Here is a 22,605-nt window from a genome sequence, read left to right on the forward strand (position 1 = left end):
ACACACGCTGATGGCAGAAGTCAAAAATATACCAGTTGACAGAAATCTTCCAACTGGAAAAAGATAGCGACCGGAATAATTCTGCGAGCCGGTCCACCCGGCCACTCCCATGTCGTCCCAGACCCCCGCCGGCCCGAACGGGCCCGACGCCCCGGCGTCCTCCCGCGCCCCGGCCCCGGTGCCGCCCCCAAGCCGTCGTCGAACCGAAGGCCCGTGCTGCTCGTCATCGCCGCGGCCGCGCTGGTCGCCGCCGGCGCGTACGGCGTGCACTGGTGGACCACCGGCCGCTTCATCGAGACCACCGACGACGCCTACCTGAAGGCCGACAGCGTCACCGCCGCGCCCAAGGTGGGCGGCTATGTGACGCAGGTCTATGTGGTCGCCAACCAGGCCGTGAAGCGCGGCGACCCGCTCGTGAAGCTGGATGCGCGCCAGTACCAGGCCGCCGCCGACCAGTCGCAGGCGACCATCGACGGCCGCAAGGCCGACATCCGCCGCTTCGAGGCGGACATCCTCCAGCAGCAGGGGCAGCTCGCGCAGACGCGCGCGCAGGCCGAGGCCTCGCGCCTGGCGCTGACCCACGCGCAGGACGAGGTGACGCGCCACACGCCGCTGGCCGCCACCGGCGCAACGACCGCGGAGCGTCTGGCCGAACTGCGCAACACCCGCGACCAGGCGGTGGCCAGCCTCGCCGCCGCCGAGGCCGCGGTGAAGGCCGCCGACGGCCGGCTGAAGTCGAGCGAGGCCCAGGTCTCGCAATCGAAGGCGCAGGTCGAGGCCGCCGAGGCCGCGCTGCGCCAGAACCACCTCGACGTCGACGACACCGTCGTGCGCGCCGCCATCGACGGCCGCATCGGCGACACCACCGTGCGCGTCGGCCAGTTCGTGCAGCCGGGCACGCGGATGATGACCGTCGTGCCGACGCAGGACGTCTACCTCGTCGCCAACTTCAAGGAAACGCAGATCGGCCGCATGCGCGCCGGGCAGCCGGTGACGCTGCACGTCGACGCCCTGCCCGACCTCGACCTGCACGGCACCGTCGAGAGCTTCTCGCCCGGCACCGGCGCGCAGTTCGCGCTGCTGCCGTCGGAGAACGCCACCGGCAACTTCACGAAGATCGTCCAGCGCGTGCCGGTGCGCATCCGCGTGCAGCTCGACCCGAAGGCCGATCCGGCGCTGCGCGATCGTCTGCTGCCCGGACTCTCGGTGACCACCGACGTCGACACCCGCGGAGCGCGCCATGGCTGAGGCCGCCTCGCCGGCCGCGTCCGGTGCGCCGGACGCATCGAGCGCCTCGAACGCTCCCGGGGCCGCCCCGCATGCCGAGCCCAACGCCGGCACGGGCGACTGGATCGCCGTCGCGGCCGGCGCGCTCGGCGCGCTGATGGCGACGCTGGACATCTCGATCACCAACTCGGCGTTGCCGCAGATCCAGGGCGCCATCGGCGCGACCGGCACCGAGGGCACCTGGATCTCCACCGGCTACCTGATGTCGGAGATCGTGATGATCCCGCTGGCCGCGTGGCTCACGCGTGTCTTCGGGCTGCGCAACTTCCTGGTCGGCAACGCGGCGCTGTTCACCTTCTTCTCGGTGCTGTGCGGTCTCTCGGGCAGCCTGCCGATGCTGATCCTCGCGCGCATCGGGCAAGGCTTCACCGGCGGCGCGATGATCCCCACCGCGCAGACCATCATCCGCACGCGGCTGCCGCGGCATCAGCTCCCCGTCGGCATGACGCTGTTCGGACTGATCGTGCTGCTCGGGCCGCTGCTGGGGCCCGTGCTCGGCGGCTGGCTGACCGAGAACGCCAGCTGGCACTGGTGCTTCTTCATCAACGTGCCGGTCTGCGCCGCGCTGCTCACGCTGCTGCTGCTCGGCCTGCCGGCGCAGCGCATGCACCTCGAGGAGTTCATCCGCGCCGACTGGCTGGGCATCGTCGGCCTCGCGGTGGGACTGTCGACGCTGACCGTCGTGCTCGAGGAAGGCCAGCGCGAGCGCTGGTTCGAGTCCTCGCTGATCCTCACGCTGAGCCTGGTCTCGGCGATCGGCATGGCGATGATCGCGCTCTCGCAGCGCTACGCGTCCCGGCCCATCCTGCGGCTGCGCCTGATGCGCAACTGGCACTATGCCAGCGTCATCGTCATCGTGTTCACCGTCGGGGCGGGGCTGTACTGCATCTCCTACCTGGTGCCGCAGTTCCTCGCGCTGATCGCCGGCTACAACGCGCAGCAGTCGGGCGCGATCATGCTGCTGGCCGGCGTGCCCGCCTTCCTGATGATGCCCATCCTGCCGCGGCTGATCTCGCGCGTGGACCTGCGCGTGATGGTGATCCTGGGGCTGGCCGCGTTCGCCGCGAGCTGCCTGCTCGACATCAGCCTCACCGCGCAGAGCGTCGGCCACGACTTCATCGGCTCGCAGCTGCTGCGCGGCGTCGGGCAGATGCTGTGCATGATGCCGCTCAACCAGGCGTCGATGGCCACGGTCACGCGCGAGGAGTCGGGCGACGCCGCCGGCATCTACAACATGGCGCGCAACCTGGGCGGCTCGGTCGGCCTGGCCGTCATCGGCACCTTCATCGACCGGCGCAACAGCCTGCACATCGACCGGCTCGGCGAAACGCTCAACGCGAATTCCACGCTGGTGCAGGAACGCCTGGCCGGCAGCACCGCGAGCCACTTCGCGCAGGTCGGCGACTTCGCCTACGCGCAGCTGCAGGCGATGAAGGAGATCGTGCTGACCATCCATCAGCAGGCCAGCGTCATGACCTTCTCCGAAACCTTCTACGTGCTCGCGGCCGCGCTGCTGCTCTGCGTCCCGCTCGCGCTCACGCTCAAGACACCGCAGCAGCCCGGCAAGGCGCCGGTGTCCAACGACGCGCATTGAGATTCCCATGCTCCACTCCCCTCCCCTCTCTGTTCCGCTCTCCCGCTTCCGGCTCTCGGGGCCGCTCAGGCTCACCACGCTCACGACCTTGTCGGCCGTGGCGGCTGCGGCCGCCATGCTGCTGCTCGCCGGCTGCACCACCGTCGGCCCCGACTACAACGGCGCGCCGGCCGTCGCGGCCGATGCGCTCCAGCCATCGCGCTTCAAGCGCGACGACGCCTCGACCAGCGCCACGACCCAGGCCTCCGCGGACGCTCCCGCGCCGGTCCCGGCGCAGTGGTGGCGCGCGCTTGGCGACGCCACGCTCGACGGACTCGTCGAACAGGCGCTGAGCCAGAGCCCGACGCTGCAGGCCGCCGAGGCGCGTCTGCGTTCCGCGCGCGCCGCGTTCAACGAACAGGAAGCCAACGGCCGTCCGAAGGGCTCGGCCTCGGCACTCGGCGGCGGCGTCTGGCAAGGGCCGGGCACCGACCACGAGAGCTCGCTCCATCTCTACAGCGTCGGCTTCGACGCGACCTGGGAAGTCGACCTCTTCGGCGGCACCAGGCGCGCGGTCGAGTCCGCTTCCGCGCAGGCGCAGGCCGTGCAGGCGGACCTCGCCGATGCGCAGGTCTCGTTGACGGCGGAGGTCGCCTCGACCTACGTCGGCCTGCGCGCCCAGCAACGCCGGCAGGCGCTGTTGCGCGACACCGCGGCCTTCGACGCGCAGGCGTTGACGCTCGTGCGCCAGCGGCGCGACCAGGGCGTCGCGAACGCCGACGACGTCGAGCAACGCGCCCAGCAAGGCGAAGCGACGCAGGCCTCGCTGGCCGACGTGGCGGCGGACATCGCCGCCTCGCTCGACCGGCTGGCCTTGCTGACTGGACAGGCACCCGGCGCGCTCGATGCGCAGCTGGCCTCGTCGCAGTCCGCGCCGCTCGCGCTGCCGCAAGCACCGGACAGCGTCGCCATCGGCGATCCCGCCTCGCTGCTGCAGCGTCGTCCGGACATCCGCGCGGCCGAGCGCCGCCTCGCCGGCCGCAACGCGCAGATCGGCCAGGAGAAGGCGAAGTACTTCCCCAAGCTCAGCCTGCTGGGCAACCTCGGCGTCGCCGGCACCAACCCCGGCAAGCTGCTGCGCACCGACAACCTCGCGCTCGCCGCCGTGCCCTACCTGAGCTGGAACTTCCTCGACTTCGGCCGGACCGCGGCCGCCGTGCGCGAGGCCGAAGCGGGCCGCGACGAGGCCGTCGCCAACTACAAGGCCACGGTGCTCGGCGCGCTGCAGGATGCCAACACCTCGCTGGCGCGCTTCGGCCGGCAACGGCAGTCGGTCCAGCATCTGATCGCGCAGCAGGGCTCCACCGAACGGACGCTGGACCTGACGCGGCAACGCCGACAGGCGGGCGCCGCGAGCCAGATCGACCTGCTCGACGCACAGCGCCGCGACACCGACGCGAAATTGAAGACGCTGGACGGCGAGTCCGCGCTGCTCAAGGACTTCGTGGCCTTGCAGAAGAGCCTCGGCCTGGGCTGGGAGCGTGGAATGGATTGACCTTCATTGTTATGCAATGAAGGACTAACGCCTCTCGCAAAAGCACAGCCAATCCCATGGTCTCTTAGTTCTCGCATTCAAAGGGGTGCTGACACCCTCCAAACTCCAAGGATAATGAAATTTTATCAACTCAAGGGAGTTGAGACCTAGGTTCGCCAGAGTTATCTCCAATTCCGGCCAAGAATAGAATTTCTGAATGGCACCATCCCTATTCACAAGCCCTGCATTTTCGTTTACCAGATCGAAGTTCCCAAGATATCTCTGTACAAAATTTGCCGATTCCAACGAAGGCACGAGCAACAATAGGTGGCCCTTCTTACGAACAGCGCTCAGAGTAGCTTTCCAATAGCGTGCTCGCCAAGAGGCGGAAGGCGTCGTCAGGACATTCAAGGACACCACCAAATCAAAATTTCCGCGAAGCGCTGGTGGCAAATTCAGTATATTGAGGCAGTCAAATTTCACATTCGGAATATGCGAGCAGCGCAATTTAGCCTGCTCCGCTATCTCCTGCACGAAGTCTAACGCCAAGACTTCGGAAAACCTCCAAGAATGTTTACAAACGAAGGTTCCCACACCGCAACCGGCATCGAGAACGGTCCCTTTTCCGAGCGCGTACCCGTGCTTCGAAAGAAGACTTCCAATTACATCCCGGCGATCTACTCGGACGACATCGCAGACAGACTGCTCGAAGTCCAATGCAAGATCCTTCCATTCCCCTTTATTCATAGCCTCGGCCCGCGTCTCAATATGCGCCAACGGCATCTGCCTTGAGGCTCGACGGCTTCACGTTCTTGCTATAAAACTCTTGTGTAGCCGTTTCATAGTGCACAAGGAGTTTACCGCCTGCGGCAGACCAATACCAAACAAGCCTAGGGTTCCTAAGAAGCCGCTCCGTATAATAATTCAAAACATCCTGCAGAAATTTCTCACGGCGAGAGTCACCATTTTCCTTTGCATTAGACCACTGATAAAATGCCTGTTCAAACATCGTGAATATTCGATCTGCAACCGCTCGCTCTTCGAGCAACAATCGCGATACTTCCGCTTTATTTCCTCGCACCGCACCCACCGCCAAGCGAACCTGCGCCGCTGATGCCTCGTAGTTATCCGGAACCTCAAACAAATGGGATTGCAAAGGGTGCGCAGCTCGTTGTTCTGTGATCGAGATAAAATCTGAGTACACTTGACGTATTAGATCCACGGTCACCTTATCAGAATCCCGACCAGGCTCACGCAAATAAGTCATCACGGCAAATACCAGCGCTATCGCAGACACGACCAACGCCACGACCTCCAGAACAATCGATCCGCGCATCTTCTTCAAAAGCATTTCTTCCCCCTTGCTTGAGTCAAAAAGAAAATGAGGCCGATAGAATTATCGGCCTCACATCAGAATTACTTCTTCTTTGGCTTCCCAGGATTTCTGTGAGGAATCTCCCCAATTGTCTCGCTGAGATTTTCCTGAATTTTCTTTATCGCATTTCTCGCGCCGTCCTTCTGGCCTTGATTGTAGACAGCCTCAAGAACTTCGCTCAGTCTCACGCCGTGATAAAGCGTCATGTCTTCAGTAACCTCCTGGAAGGCCTTCGAGACCTTGGGAGATGCATAGACCGGGATATTCTGGGACGCGATTGGAACAATATTCTTCACCTGCCTTGGCGGCCCCTTTGCCTTAGTCTCTTGAGAACTCGGTGCAGCATCCTTTGACTTCTTCGTAGCCATTTCTCTCCCTCTCTTGGTCGAAAGCTCGCGGCGCCCATCGCAGCGAGCTTCTCTCGATCATGCAGGGCCGCAGCGTCGCCCGCTACCAGTGAAAACCGGAAGATCGGAAAGATCCGTCTGCAGGGCGAATGAATGGCAAGAGTCAGGGCTGTCCGCATCGGTCAAGCCTTCAGGGGTACCGTATATGCCGGACCTCTTTCCGTTGATGCCGACAGGTCGACAGACAGTCAGCGGACATCAACTTTTGCATAATCAGCACGAGTTTGGGCGACGCGTCCTGGTAGGCCTCGTCGAGCCTCTTGGGTGAACTGCGACAGGTGCGGCTCCATAGGGCTACAAGGACAAGCGCCCGATCCTGGGGGCAATCCAACGTATCGGCATGCTCGCGGCGAGGGTAGGCTGGCGTTCATGACCGACGCGTCCTCCCCCGCCACGTCCGCCTCCATCGCGCTGGCGCTCGACGAGACCGGCGAGGGACGACCACCGGGCGGATCGGGCGGGGCGGCCGGCGCCATCCGGCTGGCGCTGCTCAACCTCGCCATCGCGCTGGCCTACGCCGCGCTCGGCGTGCTGGCGCTGAAGCTGATCCTGCCGCCGGACTTCGTCTCCCCGATCTACCCCGCCGCCGGGCTCGCCGTCGCCGCCGCGTTGCGCTGGGGCCCCGGCGTGCTGCCGGGGATCGTGATCGGCGGCGCGGCGGTCAGCCTCACGCTCGGGATCGAGCGCTCGCACATCCAGCCGCTGCAGCATCTGCTGATCGGTGGCGGCGGCGCGCTGCAGGCGTGGCTGGGGGCGTGGCTCGCGAGGCGCTGGACGGGCGAACACCCGCCGCTGTGCGAGCCCGCCGAGCTGCTGCGCTTCCTCGCCGCGACCGCCGGCATCGCCTGCCTCGTCGGACCGAGCTTCGGTGTCGTGGCGCTGTGGATCACCGGCGCGATCGGGCCGTCGCAGCTCGTCTCCCATTGGCTCGCGTGGTGGGTCGGCGATGCCATCGGCGTGCTGATCGGCGCGCCGGTGTCGCTGGCGCTGTTCGGCCTGCCGCGCAAGCACTGGGCGCCGCGACGACTGAGCGTCGCCCTGCCGCTGCTGATCGCGTGCGCGCTGCTGTTCGGCGCCACGCTCCATGTCGCCCGCAACGAGGAGGGCCGCCGGCGCCACGCCTTCGACCTCGAGGCGGTCAACGCGCTGAACACCTTGTCGGACACGCTGTCGATGCCGCTGACCGCGCTCGAGGCCAACCACAGCCTGCTGCTGGTCGCGCCCGGCATCAGCCGCCTCGACTTCGAACGCGCCCATGCCGAGCGCGCCCGCGCCGGCGGTGCCGTGTTCGCGGTCGGCTGGGCGCCGCTGGTGCGTCCGCAGGACATGCCCGCGTTCGAGCGCGCGGCCCAGGCCGACGGTTATGCCGGATACCGCGTATACGAACGGCGCCGGCCCGGCGACCTGACCCCGGATCCCGCCGAGGACCGGCTGCCGATCCGCCTCATCGCGCCGTTCGCGCGCAACCGTCCGGCGCTGGGCGCCAACGTCCGCAACATCCCCCAGGCGCGCGCCGCGCAGGAACGCGCGATGGCCACCGGCGAGCCGTCGGCCAGCGAAAGCTTCCCGCTCTCGCAGGACGCGGGCGTGACGCTGATGGGGGTGGTGGTCTATCGCGCGCTCTACGAAGGCGGCTCCACCGATCCGCGCGATGGCACGGGCCGCGCCCGCCGGCCGATCGGCGTGGCCTTCGCGACGCTGCGCCCGGAGGCGCTGCTGCATGACGCGCTGCCGGCACGCGCGGGCCGGCTCGACTACTGCCTGCTCGACGCCACCGCCGGCAGCCGTCGTCCGCTGCTCGCCGGCGACGAGCGCTGCCTGCATCTGCCCGCCGCGCTGCCGAGCCAGTCGCGCGACTTCGACTTCGCGGGGCGCGCCTGGCGCCTGATCGTCTACAACCCCTCGGGCCTGCCGACGCTCGAAGGCGGCGCCGCCCTGCCCTTCGCCATCGCGGGGCTGGTCGGGACCGCGCTGCTGGGCCTGCTGCTGCTCTCGGTCACCGGCAGCACCGCTCGCGTCGCCCGCCGCGTCGAGGAGGCCACCCAGCGCCTGCGCGCCAGCGAGGACCGCTTCAAGACCATCGTCGAGCACGCGCCGATCGGCGTCGTCTCCTGCGACCTCAACGCGCGGCCACAGGAGATCAACCCCTACTTCTGCCAGCTGCTGGGCCTGAGCGTCGAGCAGCTGCAGGCGCGCTCGATCATGGCGATCACCCATCCCGAGGATCGCGCGGAGGACAGCCGACTGGGCATGGCGCTGATCCGGGGCGAACTCGGCCGCTACAGCCGCATCAAACGCTACATCGGCGGTCAGGGCCAGGTGATCACGGTGCGGTCCACCGTCAGCCTGCTGCGCGACGCGCAAGGACAGCCGGCGCGGCTGCTGGGTGTCGTCGAGGACATCGGCGAGCAGCTCCGCCTCGCCGAACTGGAGCGCATCCATGAGGCCGAGCTCGCCGCCAACCGCGCCAAGAACGAGTTCCTCTCCCGGATGAGCCACGAGCTGCGCACGCCGCTGAACGCGATGCTGGGGTTCTCCCAGCTGCTGGAGTCGGACCCGGAATCGACCCTCAGCGCCCGTCAGCGCGGTTGGCTCGCCCAGATCCAGCAGTCGGGCTGGCATCTGCTGCAGATGATCAACGACACCCTGGACCTGTCGCGACTGGATGCCGGCGGACTGCGCGTGCACATCGACGACCAGGACCTGGGGCCGATCACCTCGGACAGCCTCGCCATGATCGAGACCCAGCGCCAGCGACGCGGGGTGACCCTCGAGGTGGCACTCGATCCCGCCGTCGGCCGGGTGCGCGCGGATGCCACCCGGCTCAAGCAGGTGCTGACCAATCTCCTCAGCAATGCCGTCAAGTACAACCAGGACGGCGGCCGCGTGTGGCTGCGGACGCGCCGCGTCAATGATTCGCAGGTCGAACTGAGCGTGACCGACACGGGTCCGGGTCTGACCGAGGCCCAGATGGCCCAGCTTTTCCAGCCGTTCAACCGGCTGGGCCGGGAGGTCGGCGGGATCGAGGGCACGGGCATCGGGCTGGTGATCACCCAGCGGCTGCTGGAACTGATGGGCAGCCGGCTGCAGGTCCGGAGCAATGCCGGCGAGGGGGCGACGTTCAGCTTCGAACTGCCGATTTCTTCGGTAGATCAATGACTTAAGTCGATCCTAAGACGGCGGGCTCACACTCGGTTTCAAGGGTAGCCCTCCCGTGACTCACCTGATTTCCGGCGCCTTAGCACTCATCCGGCATGAGTGCTAATATTCCCAGCGTCGGGTCGGAGGACCGCCCCGATACAGGAGCAAAGAACCCATGTCCAACACCCTTGCATTGAAGGTCCGCGATCCCTGGTCCCTGGTGCCATCGCTCGGGAACCTGGATGCGTACATCACGGCGATCAACCACATCCCGCTGCTGACGCCGGAAGAAGAGAAGGATTACGCCACGCGTCTGAAGACGCATGGCGACGTGGACGCGGCCGGTCGGCTGGTGCTGTCGCACCTGCGGCTGGTGGTGTCGATCTCGCGCCAGTACCTGGGCTACGGGTTGCCGCAGGGCGACCTGATCCAGGAAGGCAACGTGGGCCTGATGAAGGCGGTCAAGCGCTTCGACCCGGAGCAGAACGTCCGCCTCGTCTCGTACGCGATGCACTGGATCAAGGCCGAGATCCATGAGTACATCCTGAAGAACTGGCGCATGGTCAAGGTCGCGACGACCAAGGCGCAGCGCAAGCTGTTCTTCAACCTGCGCTCGAAGAAGCACGCGCTGAAGGAACATGCCGAGAACCAGCAGCGCACCTCGCTGACGGAAGCCGAGATCGCCCTGGTGGCGGAGGAGCTCAACGTCAAGCCCGAGGACGTGGTCGAGATGGAGACGCGGCTGTCCGGTGGCGACGTGGCGCTGGAGCCGCAGACCGACGACGATGGCGAGACCTTCGCGCCGATCGCCTACCTGGCGGACGACACGCAGGAACCGACGCGGGTGATCGAGTCGAAGTCGCGTGACCGCCTGGCCACGGACGGCCTGCACAAGGCGCTGGAGCAACTCGACGACCGCAGCCGGCGCGTGGTCACGGAGCGCTACCTGAACGTCAACGACGACGGCTCCGGCGGCATGACGCTGCACGAACTGGCGGCGGAATACGGCGTCTCCGCGGAACGCATCCGGCAGATCGAAGTCGCCGCGATGAAGAAGATGCGCAAGGCGATGGTGGCGGAAGCCGCTTGATCCACGAGTCGCTCGATCCTCTGATCGACGCGCCATGAAGAAGGCCCCGCGATGCGGGGCCTTCGTCTTTTCTGGCGAGCGTCCACCCCTCGTACCGGAGGCCTGCAGGGGCCAGGGGGCCGGCCCGATTTGTGGAACATGTGACACGTATGAGGGCCGGCCCCCTGGCCCCTGCAGGCCGAGCGCCCGTTTACTGGCCGGCGATCAGCGTCTTGATGTCACCCATCAGCGCCTGCGCTCCCGCGCCATAGCGCGAGAACACCCGCACCCGCCCCTGCGGGTCGAACAGGAAGCTCGCTGCCGTGTGGTCCATCGTGTAGCTGTCCGGTGTCTTCCCAGGCACCTTCGCGTAGTAGATCTTGAACTCCTTGGCCGTGGCCTTGAGCTGCTCCGGCGTGCCGCGCAGCGCGACGAAGCAGGGGTCGAAGTTCCCGAGGTAGGCCTTCAGCAACTCGGGCTTGTCGCGCTCCGGATCGACGGTGATGAACACGCCCTGCACCTTGTCGCCGTCCGGCCCGAGGGCCTGCTTGACCTGCGCCAGTTCGGCCAGCGTGGTCGGGCAGACGTCCGGGCATTGCGTGAAGCCGAAGAACACGACGACGACCTTGCCCTTGAAGTCCTCCAGCGTGCGGGTGCGGCCATCCTGGTCCGGCAGGCTGAAGCTGCGCGCATATGCGGCGCCGGTCAGGTCCACGCCCTGGAAACTGGCCTTGGGCGCCGAGGAGAACCCCAGCTTGTCGCAGCCTGCCAGCAGCGTCGCCGCCCCGAGCGCGCCCAGGGCGCCAAGACCCACAAATCGTCGCGAGATCATCCGTCCATCCGATCCGAAAGAAGGTCCCGAGGTCCGCCGCCGTTCAGCTGATCCAGGGACTCACGTAGTGGTCCAGCAGCAGCGCGCCGAAGAGCAGCGACAGATGCCAGAGCGAGAACATGAAGGTCTTGCGCGCCAGCGCTTCCGAGTAGGCCCGCCACAGCTTGAACGCGTGATGGCAGAACCTCAGCCCCAGCACGATCGCCGCCGCCAGGTAGATCCAGCCGCTCATGCCCGTCAGGAAGGGCAGCAAGGTCGCGGCGAACAGCACCCAGGTGTACAGGAAGATCTGCAGCCGCGTGAACTCGTTGCCGTGCGTCACCGGCAGCATCGGCAGCCCGGCCTTGCGGTAGTCCTCGCTGCGGTACAGCGCCAGCGCCCAGAAATGCGGCGGCGTCCACAGGAAGATGATCAGGCACATCAACCAGGCTTCTGAGCCCAGGTCACCGCGCATCGCCGCCCAGCCCAGGACCGGCGGCATCGCGCCGGACGCGCCGCCGATCACGATGTTCTGCGGCGTCATCGGCTTCAGGACCATCGTGTAGATGATGGCGTAGCCGACGAAGGTCGCGAAGGTCAGCCACATCGTCAGCGGATTCACCAGCACGTACAGGATCGCCGACCCGAGCGCGCACAGCCCGCCCGAGAACAGCAGCGTCTGGTTGCGGCTCAGTTCGCCGCGCGCCGTCGGACGCCAGGCGGTGCGCTTCATCTTGGCGTCGATGTGCTGCTCGATCAGGCAGTTGAAGGCGGCCGCCGCGCCCGCCACCAGCCAGATGCCGCCGGTACCGGCGATCAGCCGCACCCATTCCTCGCCCTGCGGCATGCCGGGGATCGCCAGCGCCATGCCGATGACCGCGCAGAACACGATCAGCTGCACGACCCGGGGTTTGGTCAGTTGGTAGAACTGCCACCAGCGGGAGGGCATGGCGGCCTGCGTCGCGGAACTCATTTCGAACCCATCGTCAGGATGCCGGCGCGCACGGGCACCGGCTCAATCACAGTTGTCGTCCGGCCGGCACGCAGCCGCGCCAGCACGATCGCACACATCAGCAGCAGCGCCGCGGCGCCGCCGGTATGGGCCAGCGCGGCCACCAGCGGCCATCCCAGCACCACGTTGGACAGGCCCGAGGCCAGCTGCCACGCCCCCACCGCCAGCAGGCGGCGCGCCCAGCGCCGGGCTTCGGGACCGTCACTGCCGCCTGCGCCGCTGCCGCCCTGGCGCCACAAGGCCCAGGACAGCGCCAGCAACGCGGCGAACACGATCATCGCGCCGCCACGGTGCGCCAGGTGGATCGCGGTCAGCGCCTCGAAGGGCAACCAGCCGCCGTGGGCGCCGCGACCCAGCTCGCGCCACAGCGTGAAGCCGTGTTCGAAGTCGGTCGGCGGCAGCCATTGTCCCTGGCAGGTCGGGAAGTCCTGGCAGGCCAGCACCGCGTAGTTCGTGCTGACCCAGCCGCCCAGCGCCACCTGCACGATCGCGAGCAGCGTGAAGGCCGCGAACGCGCGCCTCAACCCGGCCGGCCAGGCCAGCGGCTTCGGCGCGTAGGACTCGGCCTGCCACGCCAGCAGCATCAGCAGCCCGAGTGCCAGCAGCAGGTGCGTCGTCACGATCGCCGGGAACAGCTTCATCGTCACCGTCCAGGCGCCGAAGATCCCTTGCACCAGGATCCACACCAGCGACAGCGTGGACCACCACGGCGACGGTGTCGTCTCGCCGGTGCGACGGCCGCGCGCCCACACCCACCAGCTCAGCACGACCAGCACCACGAGCAGGAAGCCCACGCCGCCCGCCATGTAGCGATGCAGCATCTCCATCCAGGCCTTGCCGTGCGTCACCGGCCCCGTCGGCATCGCCGTCTGCGCGGCGAGGATCTCGGCCTTCGCGCCGATCGGCGAGGCGCTGCCGTAGCAGCCGGGCCAGTCGGGGCAGCCGAGGCCGGAATCGGTCAGCCGCGTCAGCGCGCCGATGAGGATCAGGTCGAAGGTCAGGAAGGTCGCCAGCAGCGTCAGCGCCCGCAGCCGCTTCGCCGCCGAATCGCCGCGATGCCGCCACTGCCACCAGACCAACGGCACCGCGCCGACGAGCGCGGCCATCGCCAGCAGCTCCAGCAGCGGCTCGAAATCGAAACCGAGCGCCAATCCGTTCATGCGCGGGCCGTCCTCGTCATCATCGGCCCGGCTTGTCCCAGCCGGCGTTGGCGCGCATCAGGCGCTCGAGGTCCTTCTTCAGCCGCGACGGTTCCGGCGTCGCCGGCGAGCGCAGCATCCAGCGCCCCATCGGATCGACCAGGAAGAGGTGCTCGCCCATCCGGCGTCCCGGCGCGGCCATCAGCCAGCCCTCGATCGCGGCGCGCGGCGCGCGCAGCACCGTCGCCGGCGCGCCGTGGCCGGTCAGCGCGTCGACCTGCGCCGGCGTCAGCGCGACGTCGTCGGGCAGCAGCACCAGCTTGTCGAGCTTGTCGCGGTCCTTGCCGAGCATCTCGCGCAGTTGGCGCTGCATGAAGAGCATGCGCTCGCAGGCCTCGTCGCAGGCCCGGTCCGGCACGTAGGTCAGCAGCCACTGCCCCTTGAGCGATGCCGCGGCCACCGGCGCGCCCTGCAGCGTCGCCAGGGGCATCGCGGTGGGCAGATCGCGCGTCGGCGTGATCAGGTCGCTGTAGGCGCGGCCGCGCAGGTCCAGCACGTAGAAGCTGAAGTACGACGCGATCACCGGCGCCGCGCAGACCAGCATCACCAGCCACAGCGTCCAGCGCGTGCGCTTCGGCGGATCGAGGTCGGGCATCGGCACCGAATGGACGGCGAGCGTCACCGGACCGTCGGGCGGCAGCGGCGTGTCGAGGGGCGCCGGGGCGGCATCGCGGCCGTGGTCATGCTCGTCACGCATCACGCTGTTCATCGGAGACCTTGGTGGCACGGGCCGCACGCACGGCACGGCCGGCGCGGTAGGGAGCGAGGACTTGGAACCAGACATAGAGACCCAGGATCAGCGCCGCAAGTGCAAACCATTGAAATGCGTATCCGTAATGCTTGTGGACGTCGACCGCGGGCGGCGGCCAGTGGCGGTGGAGACCGTCGGCCGCCTCCGGCGCGGAGGCCGCACCGGCCGGTGACGCCCCCCGGTCCGGCTCCGTCTGCAGCAGCACCTGCGGCAGCAGCCGCAGACCGGTCTCGGCCTGCAAGGCCGCGAGATCCACATTCTGCCGGATCGGCCCCGTCTCCGCGTCCCGGCCCAGCGCATAGGCCTTCGATACGGACGCCGCCAACCGGCCCTCGATCCGCACCTCGCCCGTCGGCGTGACCACCGGCGGCAGCGCTTCGCGCTGCGCCGCGTTGCGCGGCCCCCAGCCGCGCTGCACCAGGATCGCATCGTGGCGACCCGCGAGCTTCAGCGGCGTCACCACATAGAAGCCGGTGTGGCCGTCCATCACGCGGTTGTCGAGGTAGACGGTGTGCGCCGCATCCCATTCGCCGACCAGCACGGCGCGGCGATGTTCGAGCGACTGCTGCGGCGGTCGATCCGCGCCTGGCAGCGCGGCGGTCACGAGCGGCGCCTCCTGCCCGCGTTCGTCGATCGCCCGCTGCATCGTCTTTTTCTGATCGGCCCGATCGAGTTGCCAGGCCCCGAGCGACAGCCCCGCCGCCACGCCGGCGATCGTCGCGATCACCACGATCGCATGACGCCTTCGGGCCCGGCCCGATGGCCCCGCCGGGGCCGGTTGGGAATAATCGTCCGCCATGAAAGTCATCGTCCTCATCGCGTTCATCGGCATCCTGGCCGCGCTCTTCTCGGCCGGCATCCTGATGCTGCGCAAGCAGAAGGGCAAGGCCACCATGGCCCGCGCACTGGCGGTGCGCGTCGGGCTGTCGGTGGCGCTGTTCCTGTTCATCCTCTTCAGCGCCTGGATGGGATGGATCCATCCCACGGGCCTGCCGATCGGAAAGTGATCGGCAACTGATCGGAAAGTAAAAAGCGCCGCTTCAAGCGGCGCTTCTTCATTGTGCGCCGGTGGGCGCGGTCACAGCCAGTAGACGATGACGTAGAGGCCCAGCCACACCACGTCCACGAAGTGCCAGTACCAGGCCGCGCCCTCGAAGCCGAAGTGGCGGTCCGGCGTGAAGTGCCCCTTCATCAGCCGCAGCGTGATGAACAGCAGCATCAGCATGCCCACGAACACGTGGAAGCCGTGGAAGCCCGTCAGCATGTAGAAGGTCGAGCCGAAGATGCCCGAGTTCAGCTTCAGGTTGAGCTCGTGGTACGCGTGGAAGTACTCGTAGCCCTGGAAGCCCAGGAAGGTCATGCCCAGGATCACCGTCGCCCACATCCAGGCGATGGTCTTGGCGCGCTTGCCCGCGATCAGCGCATGGTGCGCGATGGTCAGCGTGACGCCCGAGGTCAGCAGCAGCGCGGTGTTGATCGTCGGGATCGGCCACGGGCCCATCGTCGCGAACGCGTCCACCGTGCCCGCCGGCGAGGCGGTGGCACCCGCAGCGACGCTGGGCCACAGGCCGTTGAAGTCGGGCCACAGCAGCGCATTGTCCAGGCTGCCCAGCGTGGGGATGCTGTAGCCGCGCGACCAGAACAGCGCGCCGAAGAAGGCCGCGAAGAACATCACCTCCGAGAAGATGAACCAGCCCATGCTCCATCGGAACGACAGGTCGATGCGGTCGCTGTACTGGCCGGTCTCGCTCTCGCGGATCGCGTCGCCGAACCACTGCTTGAGCGTGAACGCCCACCACAGCAGCCCGAACAGCAGCGACCACTTGCCCCAGTCGTGGCCGTTGATCCACTGGCCCGCGCCCAGGATCACCCAGAACAGGCCGAACGCGGCCATCGCTGGATGCCGCGAGGGGCCGGGCACGAAGTAATAAGGCGTGTTGCCATGAGTCGTCGTTGCCGACATGCGTTCTTCTCCTCGAACTCGGTTCTCAGTTCATTGCCGCACCGCTGCTCACCACCCAGCGGACCAGCAGGATCAATCCGACCACGAACACCGCCGCGGCGATGACGCCCGCCACGATGACGTGCAGCGGATTGAGCTGCGATACATCCTTGTCGTAATCCGATCCCTTGCGCACGCCGAAGAAGGACCAGCCCACCGCGCGCAGCGTGGCCCAGAAGGAGCCCTTGCGCCGCATCGCCTGCTTCAGATCCTCGCCCGGCTTCAGGTCATCGGACATCGTCGCTATCGTCGTTCAGCATCGTCGTTCTGCACAGCCCGCCGCTCAGGCGCCGGGCTGGATCTTCACTTCGCCCGCGGGCGTCTTCACCGTGGTCGGCGCCGACAGGCTCGCCTGGGCCTTGCCCTTCCCCGCGACCTCGAAGAAGGTGTACGACAGCGTGATCGTGCGCACGTCCTTCGGGATCTTCGGGTCGATGACGAACACCACCGGCCATTCCTTCTGCTCGCCCGGCTTCAGCGTGTACTCGTTGAAGCAGAAGCACTCGAGCTTGTTGAAGTACGGCGTCGCCTGCTTGGGCGCGTAGCTCGGGATCGCCTGCGCCGACATGGTCCGCGTCTGGATGTTCTGGAAGGTGTACATCACCGTCGTCAGCTCGCCCGGATGGACCGTCAGGTAGCGCTTGGCCGGCTTGAAGTCCCACGGGCCGCGCGCGTTGGCGTCGAACTCGATCGAGATCGTCCGGCTGTAGTCGATCTGCGTGTTCTTCACGTCCTCGGCGCGCACCGCGTGCTGGCGCTCCGACAGCGACAGCACGTTGATGCCCAGCGCCGTGCAGATCGCCCGGTACATCGGCACCAGCGCGTAGCCGAAGCACGCCATCACCGCCACCACGACCAGCAGCTTGCCGGTCATCCGCAGGTTCTCCCGGCGGATCCAGCTGGCGCGCTTGGTCGGTTCGGTCATGACGCCCCGAGGAACGCGATCTTGACCACGAAGCCGATCCCGAAGATCGCCGCCACGCTGGCCAGGATGAGGGCCAGGCGCAGGTTGCTCTTGCGTTGCTCGGGCGTCGGCGACATCGATCGGTCCTCGGATTCCGCTGCGGTGGCAATTTCGATCAGGCGATGATCTTCGTGGCCGTCACGTCCAGCTTGGGCGGCGTCTCGAAGGTGTGGAACGGCGCCGGCGACGGCACTTCCCATTCCAGGCCCTCGGCGGCTTCCCACGGCTTCTGCGGGGCCTTCGCGCCCTTGCCGCGCATCATCGGGATGGCCACGGCGAGGAAGAAGTAGACCTGCATCAGACCGAAGCCGAAGGCGCCGATCGAGGCCACCGCGTTGAAGTCGGCGAACTGCATCGGGTAGTCGGCGTAGCGTCGCGGCATGCCGGCCAGGCCGAGGAAGTGCATCGGGAAGAAGGTCAGGTTGAAGAAGATCAGCGAGCCCCAGAAGTGGATCTTTCCGCGCGTCTCCGAGTACATGACGCCGCTCCACTTCGGACCCCAGTAGTAGACGCCGGCAAACAGCGCGTACAGCGAGCCGGCCACCAGCACGTAGTGGAAGTGGGCCACCACGTAGTAGGTGTCCTGGAGCTGGATGTCGACCGGTGCGACCGCCAGGATGAGGCCCGTGAAGCCGCCCATCGTGAACACGAAGATGAAGCCGACGGCCCACAGCATCGGGGTCTCGAAGGTCATCGAGCCGCGCCACATCGTCGCCAGCCAGTTGAAGATCTTCACGCCGGTCGGGACCGCGATCAGCATCGTCGCGTACATGAAGAACAGCTGACCCGTGACCGGCATGCCGGTGGCGAACATGTGGTGCGCCCACACGATGAAGGACAGGATCGCGATCGAGGCCGTCGCGTACACCATCGAGGCGTAGCCGAACAGGCGCTTGCGGGCGAAGGCCGGGACGATCTGGCTCACGATGCCGAACGCCGGCAGGATCATGATGTAGACCTCGGGGTGGCCGAAGAACCAGAAGATGTGCTGGTACATCACCGGGTCGCCGCCGCCCGCGGGCGTGAAGAAGCTGGTGCCGAAGTGGCGGTCCGTCAGCGTCATCGTGATCGCGCCGGCGAGCACCGGCATCACCGCGATCAGCAGGTAGGCGGTGATCAGCCAGGTCCACGCGAACATCGGCATCTTCATCAGCGTCATGCCGGGGGCGCGCATGTTGAGGATGGTCACGATGATGTTGATCGAGCCCATGATCGAGGACGCGCCCAGGATGTGCATCGCGAAGATGCCGGCGTCCATCGACGGGCCCATCTGCAGCGTCAGCGGCGCGTAGAGCGTCCAGCCCGCGGCCGGCGCGCCGCCGGGCATGAAGAACGAGCCCACCAGCATCAGCGCCGCCGGGATCATCAGCCAGAAGCTGAAGTTGTTCATCCGCGCGAAGGCCATGTCCGACGCGCCGATCTGCAGCGGGATCATCCAGTTCGCGAAGCCGACGAAGGCCGGCATGATCGCGCCGAACACCATGATCAGGCCGTGCATCGTCGTGAACTGGTTGAACAGCTCAGGATTGAAGAACTGCAGGCCCGGATGGAACAGCTCGGCACGGATGCACAGCGCCAGGATGCCGCCGATCATCAGCATCGTGAAGCTGAACAGCAGGTACATCGTGCCGATGTCCTTGTGGTTCGTCGCGAAGACCCAGCGCCGCCAGCCCGTCGGGGCATGGTGGTCGTGGTGATCGTCATGGTCATGGGCATGACCGGTCGGGTGGTCGAGCACTGCACTCATGTCAAATCCTCGGTAGCTGGTCGCCGGGGCGATCTGGCGTTCAGTCGGTCAGGCGGAAAGGGTCGGGTCGGGCGCGCGTGACCGCCGGTCACTTGGCGCGCTCGGCCACGACTTCCGCGGGCTGCACGATCTGGCCGGTCTTGTTGGACCAGGCGTTCTTCGTATAGGTGACGATGGCGGCGATCTCGCTGTCCTTGAGCACCGTCTTCCAGGCCGGCATCTGGCCCTTGCCGTTCAGCACCAGGTGGAGCTGCTGGGTGTGGTCCTCGGCCTTCACGATCGCCGAGCCGTCCAGCGCCGGGAACTGGCCCGCGCCCTTGCCGTCGGCCTTGTGGCAGACCGCGCAGTTGGCGTCGAACAGCTTCTGGCCGCGGGCCTGCAGCTCGTCCATCGTCCAGACCTTGCTCGGATCGTCCGCCTTGGCGGCGATCTTCTTCTGTTCCTCGCCGACCCAGGCGCTGTAGTCCTTGGCGCTCAGCACCTTGACGTGGATCGGCATGTACGCGTGCTCCTTGCCGCAGAGCTCGGCGCACTGGCCGTAGAAGTCGCCGGTCTTCTCGGCCTTGAACCAGGTGTCGCGCACGAAGCCCGGGATCGCGTCCTGCTTGACGCCGAAGGCCGGCACCATCCAGGCGTGGATGACGTCGTCGGCGGTCGTGATGATGCGGATCTTCTTGTCGACCGGCACGACCAGCGGGTTGTCCACCTTGAGCAGGTAGTTGTCGACCTGGCCGGGGTGGCCGGAGTCCGACAGCGCGCGGTGCGAGGCGTCCAGCGTCGAGACGAAGCCGATGCCCTCGCCCTCGCCCTTCAGGTAGTCGTAGCCCCACTTCCACTGGTAGCCGGTGGCCTTGATCGTGAGGTCGGAGTTGGTGGTGTCCTTCATCGCCACGACGACCTTGGTCGCCGGCAGCGCCATCAGGATGACGATGATGAAGGGCACGACGGTCCACGCGATCTCGACCTTCACGCTCTCGTGGAAGTTGGCGGACACGGCGCCCTTGGACTTCCGGTGCTTGAAGATCGAATAGAACATCACGCCGAACACGGCGAGGAAGATCGCCAGGCAGAGGATCAGCATCATGTTGTGCAGCCACATCTGCTCATGCGCGATCTTGGTGACCGGCGGGTGCAGATTCAGCTGGTTGACGGCCGGACCTCCGGGGAGGTCGTTGACCGCCAAGGCGACCTGGCTGGCCAGCGCGGCCGTCAGGCCGAACGCGAGCTGGCTGCAGCGGCGCCCCAGTTGCACACAACTGTGTTCAATCGTCATGGTCGTCTCTTTATCCAGTCTTTCTCAAGCTCTTGTCACCCGGGTCTCCTCCAGGCGGCTTCGGCGCTCGAGCCCGCTCGTAGCGCGGGCTCCGGCGCCAAGCGATGGCGGAAACCTACGGGGCCAGCAGACGTACTCCAGTCGGGGGCGGATTCTAGCCCACCCCCTGGCGCACTATGACTGGGCGCGACGCGCCGAACCGCCCAGGATTACCCGCAGAATGGTGCGCTCTCGCCCTCTGAAAGCGCGGGGCTAGCCGAGCCCGCGAAGGACGGGGGTCAGTGTTTGCCCGCGCCGCGCACCATCGCCCGCATCTGATCCAGCGAGACCTCGGTCGTGGCCGCCACCTTCACCTTCGGTTGAGGCTTGAACGCATGGCCGTAGACCAGTTCGATGCTCAGCGACAGGCGGCCGTCCGGGCCGCGCAGCGATTCGAGCGCGTGCATGAGCCGTTCGCGCCAGGATTTCGTGCGCAGACCGCGCAGCCGGGCCGGCGCGAGGTTGCCGCCGAGTGCGCGCAGATCGCGCAGCAGGTCCTGCGGCGAGCCCCAGGTGAGGCGCAGATGTTCCTGGTCCATCACCGGATCGGCGAAGCCCGCGTGCACGAGCAGGTCGCCGAGGTCATGCATGTCGACCCAGTCCGGCGCCGGGGTCCCCAGCCCTCGCGGGCGAAGATCGGGCGCAGTTCGATGAAGCTGTCGGGACCGAGGCACGAGAACATCAGGCAGCCCTCCACCGCCAGTCCCGCGTGCCAGGTCTTCACCAGCGCGGGCTTGTCGGCTTCGGCATGGAGTTCCATGTTGGACCACGCCAGTTGTGCGGCGCCGGCGGGCGGATCGGTGATGAGCTCGGTCGGCGCGCTGCCGCGCAGCTTGTCCACCATCGATTGCATGAAGCCGCGCTTGAGCCGCTGCGCGAGCAGCGCGCGCACGTCGGCGTCGGGTTCGAGCCACAGCTGCGTCGCTTGCGGGTAGTGCTGGCGCAGGCCTTCGTCGCCGCCGCCGATCGACGGGCGGCTCTGCAGCACGGCCGTCGGCTGGAGGCGGATCACCGGCAGCCGGTCCAGCATGCGCGTGGCCACTTCCTGATGCAGCCACGGGGCCTGGTCCGACGCGGCCAGGCGATGGCGCTGCCGCCGCGCCGCGCCCGCATCGATCTGCTGTGTGCTTGGCGGCAAGGCCTCATCTCCAGTCATGGGGCAGGATTGTAGGCGGCCATGCTTGACCTGTTCCGGCGCCGGGCATTGGCGCGATCCTCGATGGGCAGCGGCCTCGCGCGGTTCTGGCCGGGGCAGTGCGCGTTCTGCCGATGCTGGTGCCGGGGTCCGTTGTGCGAAGACTGCGAGGCGCAGCATCCGGTCGACGCGGGGCCGCGCTGCGCGCTCTGCGCCCTGCGGCTGCCGGCCGGCACGCGCGCCACGGACGCGATGCGCTGCGGGCGTTGCGCGTCCCATCCGATGCCGTTGTCGCGTTGCGTCGCGGGGATGGACTACCTGTTCCCGTGGGACCGGCTGCTGCTCGGGCTGAAGTTCGGCGAGCGACTCGAACATGCACCACTGCTCGCGGCGCGGTTGTCCCGCGCGCTGGAACTGGCGCGGGTCGACGCGCCCGACCTGATCGTGCCGGTTCCACTGTCGGTCCAACGCTTGCGCGAGCGCGGCTACAACCAGGCGCACGAGATCGCGCGGCGACTCACACTCCCCTTGGACGCGCAGCGACAATCACGACTTTGCGCGCTGACCCTGATGCGTGTGCGTCACACCGACCCGCAGGCGCAGTTGCCGCTGGACGAGCGCCGCGGCAATCTGCGCGGCGCGTTCGCCGTCGTGAAGCCGGTGCACGGGCAGCGCGTCGCGATGGTCGACGATGTCATGACCAGCGGCGCCACGCTGCACGAGGCCGCGCTGGCCTTGCGTCGCGCCGGCGCCCGCGACGTGCAGGCCTGGGTCGTCGCGCGCACGCCCTGATTCCTGTCGAAAGAGCTTCGTCCATGTTCAACATCGTGCTGGTCCATCCGGAGATTCCGCCCAACACCGGCAACGTGATCCGGCTCGCGGCCAACACCGGCTGCCGGCTGCATCTGATCGAACCGCTGGGGTTCTCGATGGAGGACAAGCTGCTGCAACGCGCGGGTCTGGACTATCACGAGTACGCGCCGGTGCTGCGGCACGCGGATTGGGACCGCTTCATCGCCGCCGAGCGGCCCGATGCGGCGCGGATGTTCGCGTTCACGACGCGCGGCAGCCGGCTGCTGCCGTCGGTCGAACTCAAGCCCGGCGACTGGCTGATCTTCGGTTGCGAAACGGCGGGCTTGCCAACCCCCTTGCGCGACAGCTTCCCGCTTGATCAACGCGTGCGGCTGCCGATGCGCGACGGACAGCGCAGCCTGAACCTCAGCAATGCCGTGGCGGTGGCGGTCTTCGAGGCCTGGCGGCAGAACGGCTACGCCGACGGCGTCTAG

The 22,605-nt window shown here is 67.2% G+C and carries 24 protein-coding genes; 8 read left to right on the plus strand and 16 right to left on the minus strand.

The features are described 5' to 3' along the window. Positions 1-213 precede the first annotated feature (213 nt). The 3 genes from ACQ859_RS27860 (at position 214) to ACQ859_RS27870 (ending at position 4,415) form a co-directional block, all read left to right on the plus strand. Complete coding sequence (locus tag ACQ859_RS27860) at positions 214-1,248, plus strand: HlyD family secretion protein (protein ID WP_431263709.1); 1,035 nt, start codon at positions 214-216, stop codon at positions 1,246-1,248. Next, positions 1,241-2,881 (plus strand): MDR family MFS transporter, encoded by a 1,641-nt coding sequence (locus ACQ859_RS27865; protein WP_431263710.1) that lies wholly within the window; start codon positions 1,241-1,243, stop codon positions 2,879-2,881. Before ACQ859_RS27860 ends, ACQ859_RS27865 begins: the two co-directional genes overlap by 8 nt. Positions 2,882-2,996: 115 nt before the next feature. Continuing rightward, entirely contained in the window at positions 2,997-4,415 is a 1,419-nt protein-coding gene (locus tag ACQ859_RS27870; RefSeq protein WP_431266674.1) for an efflux transporter outer membrane subunit, read from the plus strand. Between the two features lie 24 nt (positions 4,416-4,439). Here the strand turns inward: ACQ859_RS27870 and ACQ859_RS27875 are convergent, their stop codons facing one another. The 3 genes from ACQ859_RS27875 to ACQ859_RS27885 all read right to left on the minus strand — a co-directional run bounded on the left by ACQ859_RS27875 (position 4,440) and on the right by ACQ859_RS27885 (position 6,137). After that, the gene (locus tag ACQ859_RS27875; RefSeq protein WP_431263711.1) at positions 4,440-5,177 is read right to left on the minus strand and encodes a class I SAM-dependent methyltransferase; all 738 of its coding nucleotides are present in this window, start codon (positions 5,175-5,177) and stop codon (positions 4,440-4,442) included. Beyond that, complete coding sequence (locus tag ACQ859_RS27880; protein ID WP_431263712.1) at positions 5,158-5,745, minus strand: hypothetical protein; 588 nt, start codon at positions 5,743-5,745, stop codon at positions 5,158-5,160. Before ACQ859_RS27880 ends, ACQ859_RS27875 begins: the two co-directional genes overlap by 20 nt. Before the next feature lie 65 nt (positions 5,746-5,810). After that, positions 5,811-6,137, minus strand: coding sequence for a hypothetical protein (locus ACQ859_RS27885; protein ID WP_431263713.1), 327 nt, complete (start codon positions 6,135-6,137; stop codon positions 5,811-5,813). Positions 6,138-6,545: 408 nt separating this feature from the next. Here ACQ859_RS27885 and ACQ859_RS27890 point away from each other — a divergent pair, with 408 nt between their 5' ends. Together ACQ859_RS27890 and rpoH are read left to right on the plus strand one after the other, a co-directional pair. Further along, the gene (locus ACQ859_RS27890) at positions 6,546-9,335 is read left to right on the plus strand and encodes an ATP-binding protein (RefSeq protein ID WP_431263714.1); all 2,790 of its coding nucleotides are present in this window, start codon (positions 6,546-6,548) and stop codon (positions 9,333-9,335) included. A gap of 157 nt (positions 9,336-9,492) precedes the next feature. Further along, positions 9,493-10,407 (plus strand): RNA polymerase sigma factor RpoH, encoded by a 915-nt coding sequence (gene rpoH, locus ACQ859_RS27895; protein WP_431263715.1) that lies wholly within the window; start codon positions 9,493-9,495, stop codon positions 10,405-10,407. Positions 10,408-10,597: 190 nt separating this feature from the next. Here rpoH and ACQ859_RS27900 read toward each other — a convergent pair whose 3' ends face one another. From ACQ859_RS27900 to ACQ859_RS27920, 5 genes are read right to left on the minus strand one after another with little or no spacing between them, the layout of a single operon-like run. After that, on the minus strand, positions 10,598-11,218 hold the full coding sequence (locus tag ACQ859_RS27900) for an SCO family protein (protein WP_431263716.1): 621 nt from the start codon (positions 11,216-11,218) through the stop codon (positions 10,598-10,600). 43 nt (positions 11,219-11,261) lie between these two features. Beyond that, positions 11,262-12,170: a heme o synthase gene (gene cyoE, locus ACQ859_RS27905; protein WP_431263717.1), complete on the minus strand. Its 909-nt coding sequence runs from the start codon at positions 12,168-12,170 to the stop codon at positions 11,262-11,264. Then, positions 12,167-13,369 (minus strand): COX15/CtaA family protein, encoded by a 1,203-nt coding sequence (locus tag ACQ859_RS27910; protein ID WP_431263718.1) that lies wholly within the window; start codon positions 13,367-13,369, stop codon positions 12,167-12,169. The genes cyoE and ACQ859_RS27910 overlap by 4 nt, the downstream gene beginning before the upstream one ends. 19 nt (positions 13,370-13,388) lie before the next feature. Beyond that, positions 13,389-14,117, minus strand: coding sequence for an SCO family protein (locus tag ACQ859_RS27915; protein WP_431263719.1), 729 nt, complete (start codon positions 14,115-14,117; stop codon positions 13,389-13,391). After that, positions 14,098-14,967 carry an SURF1 family protein gene (locus ACQ859_RS27920; RefSeq protein ID WP_431263720.1) on the minus strand — a complete coding sequence of 290 codons (870 nt, stop codon included), beginning with the start codon at positions 14,965-14,967 and terminating at the stop codon, positions 14,098-14,100. Before ACQ859_RS27920 ends, ACQ859_RS27915 begins: the two co-directional genes overlap by 20 nt. Between ACQ859_RS27920 and ACQ859_RS27925 the strand changes: the two genes are divergently transcribed. Further along, the gene (locus ACQ859_RS27925) at positions 14,957-15,166 is read left to right on the plus strand and encodes a DUF2909 domain-containing protein (protein WP_297529916.1); all 210 of its coding nucleotides are present in this window, start codon (positions 14,957-14,959) and stop codon (positions 15,164-15,166) included. The two genes, ACQ859_RS27920 and ACQ859_RS27925, sit on opposite strands and share 11 nt — an antisense overlap. Positions 15,167-15,237: 71 nt before the next feature. Here ACQ859_RS27925 and ACQ859_RS27930 read toward each other — a convergent pair whose 3' ends face one another. The 8 genes from ACQ859_RS27930 to ACQ859_RS27965 all read right to left on the minus strand — a co-directional run bounded on the left by ACQ859_RS27930 (position 15,238) and on the right by ACQ859_RS27965 (position 21,340). After that, positions 15,238-16,122, minus strand: coding sequence for a cytochrome c oxidase subunit 3 (locus tag ACQ859_RS27930; protein WP_431260665.1), 885 nt, complete (start codon positions 16,120-16,122; stop codon positions 15,238-15,240). Positions 16,123-16,147: 25 nt separating this feature from the next. Next, positions 16,148-16,399, minus strand: a complete 252-nt coding sequence (locus ACQ859_RS27935; protein ID WP_431263721.1) for a DUF2970 domain-containing protein — start codon at positions 16,397-16,399, stop codon at positions 16,148-16,150. Positions 16,400-16,444: 45 nt separating this feature from the next. Beyond that, positions 16,445-17,086 carry a cytochrome c oxidase assembly protein gene (locus ACQ859_RS27940; RefSeq protein WP_431263722.1) on the minus strand — a complete coding sequence of 214 codons (642 nt, stop codon included), beginning with the start codon at positions 17,084-17,086 and terminating at the stop codon, positions 16,445-16,447. Further along, entirely contained in the window at positions 17,083-17,202 is a 120-nt protein-coding gene (locus ACQ859_RS27945; protein ID WP_331614812.1) for a cytochrome oxidase small assembly protein, read from the minus strand. The genes ACQ859_RS27940 and ACQ859_RS27945 overlap by 4 nt, the downstream gene beginning before the upstream one ends. Before the next feature lie 38 nt (positions 17,203-17,240). Then, a complete protein-coding gene (ctaD, locus tag ACQ859_RS27950) occupies positions 17,241-18,872 on the minus strand; it encodes a cytochrome c oxidase subunit I (RefSeq protein ID WP_431263723.1) in 1,632 nt (543 codons plus the stop codon). 88 nt (positions 18,873-18,960) lie between these two features. Continuing rightward, complete coding sequence (coxB, locus tag ACQ859_RS27955; RefSeq protein ID WP_431263724.1) at positions 18,961-20,145, minus strand: cytochrome c oxidase subunit II; 1,185 nt, start codon at positions 20,143-20,145, stop codon at positions 18,961-18,963. Between the two features lie 278 nt (positions 20,146-20,423). Continuing rightward, on the minus strand, positions 20,424-20,774 hold the full coding sequence (locus ACQ859_RS27960) for a hypothetical protein (protein WP_431263725.1): 351 nt from the start codon (positions 20,772-20,774) through the stop codon (positions 20,424-20,426). Further along, positions 20,723-21,340 carry a hypothetical protein gene (locus tag ACQ859_RS27965; protein WP_431263726.1) on the minus strand — a complete coding sequence of 206 codons (618 nt, stop codon included), beginning with the start codon at positions 21,338-21,340 and terminating at the stop codon, positions 20,723-20,725. Before ACQ859_RS27965 ends, ACQ859_RS27960 begins: the two co-directional genes overlap by 52 nt. Positions 21,341-21,361: 21 nt before the next feature. Between ACQ859_RS27965 and ACQ859_RS27970 the strand changes: the two genes are divergently transcribed. Together ACQ859_RS27970 and trmL are read left to right on the plus strand one after the other, a co-directional pair. Continuing rightward, the gene (locus ACQ859_RS27970; protein ID WP_431263727.1) at positions 21,362-22,111 is read left to right on the plus strand and encodes a ComF family protein; all 750 of its coding nucleotides are present in this window, start codon (positions 21,362-21,364) and stop codon (positions 22,109-22,111) included. Between the two features lie 23 nt (positions 22,112-22,134). Continuing rightward, complete coding sequence (gene trmL, locus ACQ859_RS27975; RefSeq protein ID WP_431263728.1) at positions 22,135-22,605, plus strand: tRNA (uridine(34)/cytosine(34)/5-carboxymethylaminomethyluridine(34)-2'-O)-methyltransferase TrmL; 471 nt, start codon at positions 22,135-22,137, stop codon at positions 22,603-22,605.

The sequence above is a fragment of the Roseateles chitinivorans genome (assembly GCF_050632235.1).
Lineage (GTDB): Bacteria > Pseudomonadota > Gammaproteobacteria > Burkholderiales > Burkholderiaceae_C > Roseateles > Roseateles chitinivorans_A.

What these genes read in the sequence shown, in the direction of transcription:
- ACQ859_RS27960 (WP_431263725.1), bottom strand. Translation starts at nt 20,774, where the DNA reads ATGCATGACCTCGGCGACCTGCTCGTGCACGCGGGCTTCGCCGATCCG.
- ACQ859_RS27935 (WP_431263721.1), bottom strand. Translation starts at nt 16,399, where the DNA reads ATGTCCGATGACCTGAAGCCGGGCGAGGATCTGAAGCAGGCGATGCGG.
- cyoE (WP_431263717.1), bottom strand. Translation starts at nt 12,170, where the DNA reads ATGAGTTCCGCGACGCAGGCCGCCATGCCCTCCCGCTGGTGGCAGTTC.
- ACQ859_RS27915 (WP_431263719.1), bottom strand. Translation starts at nt 14,117, where the DNA reads ATGAACAGCGTGATGCGTGACGAGCATGACCACGGCCGCGATGCCGCC.
- ACQ859_RS27890 (WP_431263714.1), top strand. Translation starts at nt 6,546, where the DNA reads ATGACCGACGCGTCCTCCCCCGCCACGTCCGCCTCCATCGCGCTGGCG.
- ACQ859_RS27940 (WP_431263722.1), bottom strand. Translation starts at nt 17,086, where the DNA reads ATGACCGAACCGACCAAGCGCGCCAGCTGGATCCGCCGGGAGAACCTG.
- ACQ859_RS27870 (WP_431266674.1), top strand. Translation starts at nt 2,997, where the DNA reads ATGCTGCTGCTCGCCGGCTGCACCACCGTCGGCCCCGACTACAACGGC.
- ACQ859_RS27965 (WP_431263726.1), bottom strand. Translation starts at nt 21,340, where the DNA reads ATGACTGGAGATGAGGCCTTGCCGCCAAGCACACAGCAGATCGATGCG.
- ACQ859_RS27930 (WP_431260665.1), bottom strand. Translation starts at nt 16,122, where the DNA reads ATGTCGGCAACGACGACTCATGGCAACACGCCTTATTACTTCGTGCCC.
- ACQ859_RS27865 (WP_431263710.1), top strand. Translation starts at nt 1,241, where the DNA reads ATGGCTGAGGCCGCCTCGCCGGCCGCGTCCGGTGCGCCGGACGCATCG.
- ACQ859_RS27880 (WP_431263712.1), bottom strand. Translation starts at nt 5,745, where the DNA reads ATGCTTTTGAAGAAGATGCGCGGATCGATTGTTCTGGAGGTCGTGGCG.
- ACQ859_RS27910 (WP_431263718.1), bottom strand. Translation starts at nt 13,369, where the DNA reads ATGAACGGATTGGCGCTCGGTTTCGATTTCGAGCCGCTGCTGGAGCTG.
- ACQ859_RS27875 (WP_431263711.1), bottom strand. Translation starts at nt 5,177, where the DNA reads ATGCCGTTGGCGCATATTGAGACGCGGGCCGAGGCTATGAATAAAGGG.
- coxB (WP_431263724.1), bottom strand. Translation starts at nt 20,145, where the DNA reads ATGACGATTGAACACAGTTGTGTGCAACTGGGGCGCCGCTGCAGCCAG.
- ACQ859_RS27920 (WP_431263720.1), bottom strand. Translation starts at nt 14,967, where the DNA reads ATGACTTTCATGGCGGACGATTATTCCCAACCGGCCCCGGCGGGGCCA.
- ctaD (WP_431263723.1), bottom strand. Translation starts at nt 18,872, where the DNA reads ATGAGTGCAGTGCTCGACCACCCGACCGGTCATGCCCATGACCATGAC.
- trmL (WP_431263728.1), top strand. Translation starts at nt 22,135, where the DNA reads ATGTTCAACATCGTGCTGGTCCATCCGGAGATTCCGCCCAACACCGGC.
- ACQ859_RS27925 (WP_297529916.1), top strand. Translation starts at nt 14,957, where the DNA reads ATGAAAGTCATCGTCCTCATCGCGTTCATCGGCATCCTGGCCGCGCTC.
- rpoH (WP_431263715.1), top strand. Translation starts at nt 9,493, where the DNA reads ATGTCCAACACCCTTGCATTGAAGGTCCGCGATCCCTGGTCCCTGGTG.
- ACQ859_RS27900 (WP_431263716.1), bottom strand. Translation starts at nt 11,218, where the DNA reads ATGATCTCGCGACGATTTGTGGGTCTTGGCGCCCTGGGCGCGCTCGGG.
- ACQ859_RS27945 (WP_331614812.1), bottom strand. Translation starts at nt 17,202, where the DNA reads ATGTCGCCGACGCCCGAGCAACGCAAGAGCAACCTGCGCCTGGCCCTC.
- ACQ859_RS27970 (WP_431263727.1), top strand. Translation starts at nt 21,362, where the DNA reads ATGCTTGACCTGTTCCGGCGCCGGGCATTGGCGCGATCCTCGATGGGC.
- ACQ859_RS27885 (WP_431263713.1), bottom strand. Translation starts at nt 6,137, where the DNA reads ATGGCTACGAAGAAGTCAAAGGATGCTGCACCGAGTTCTCAAGAGACT.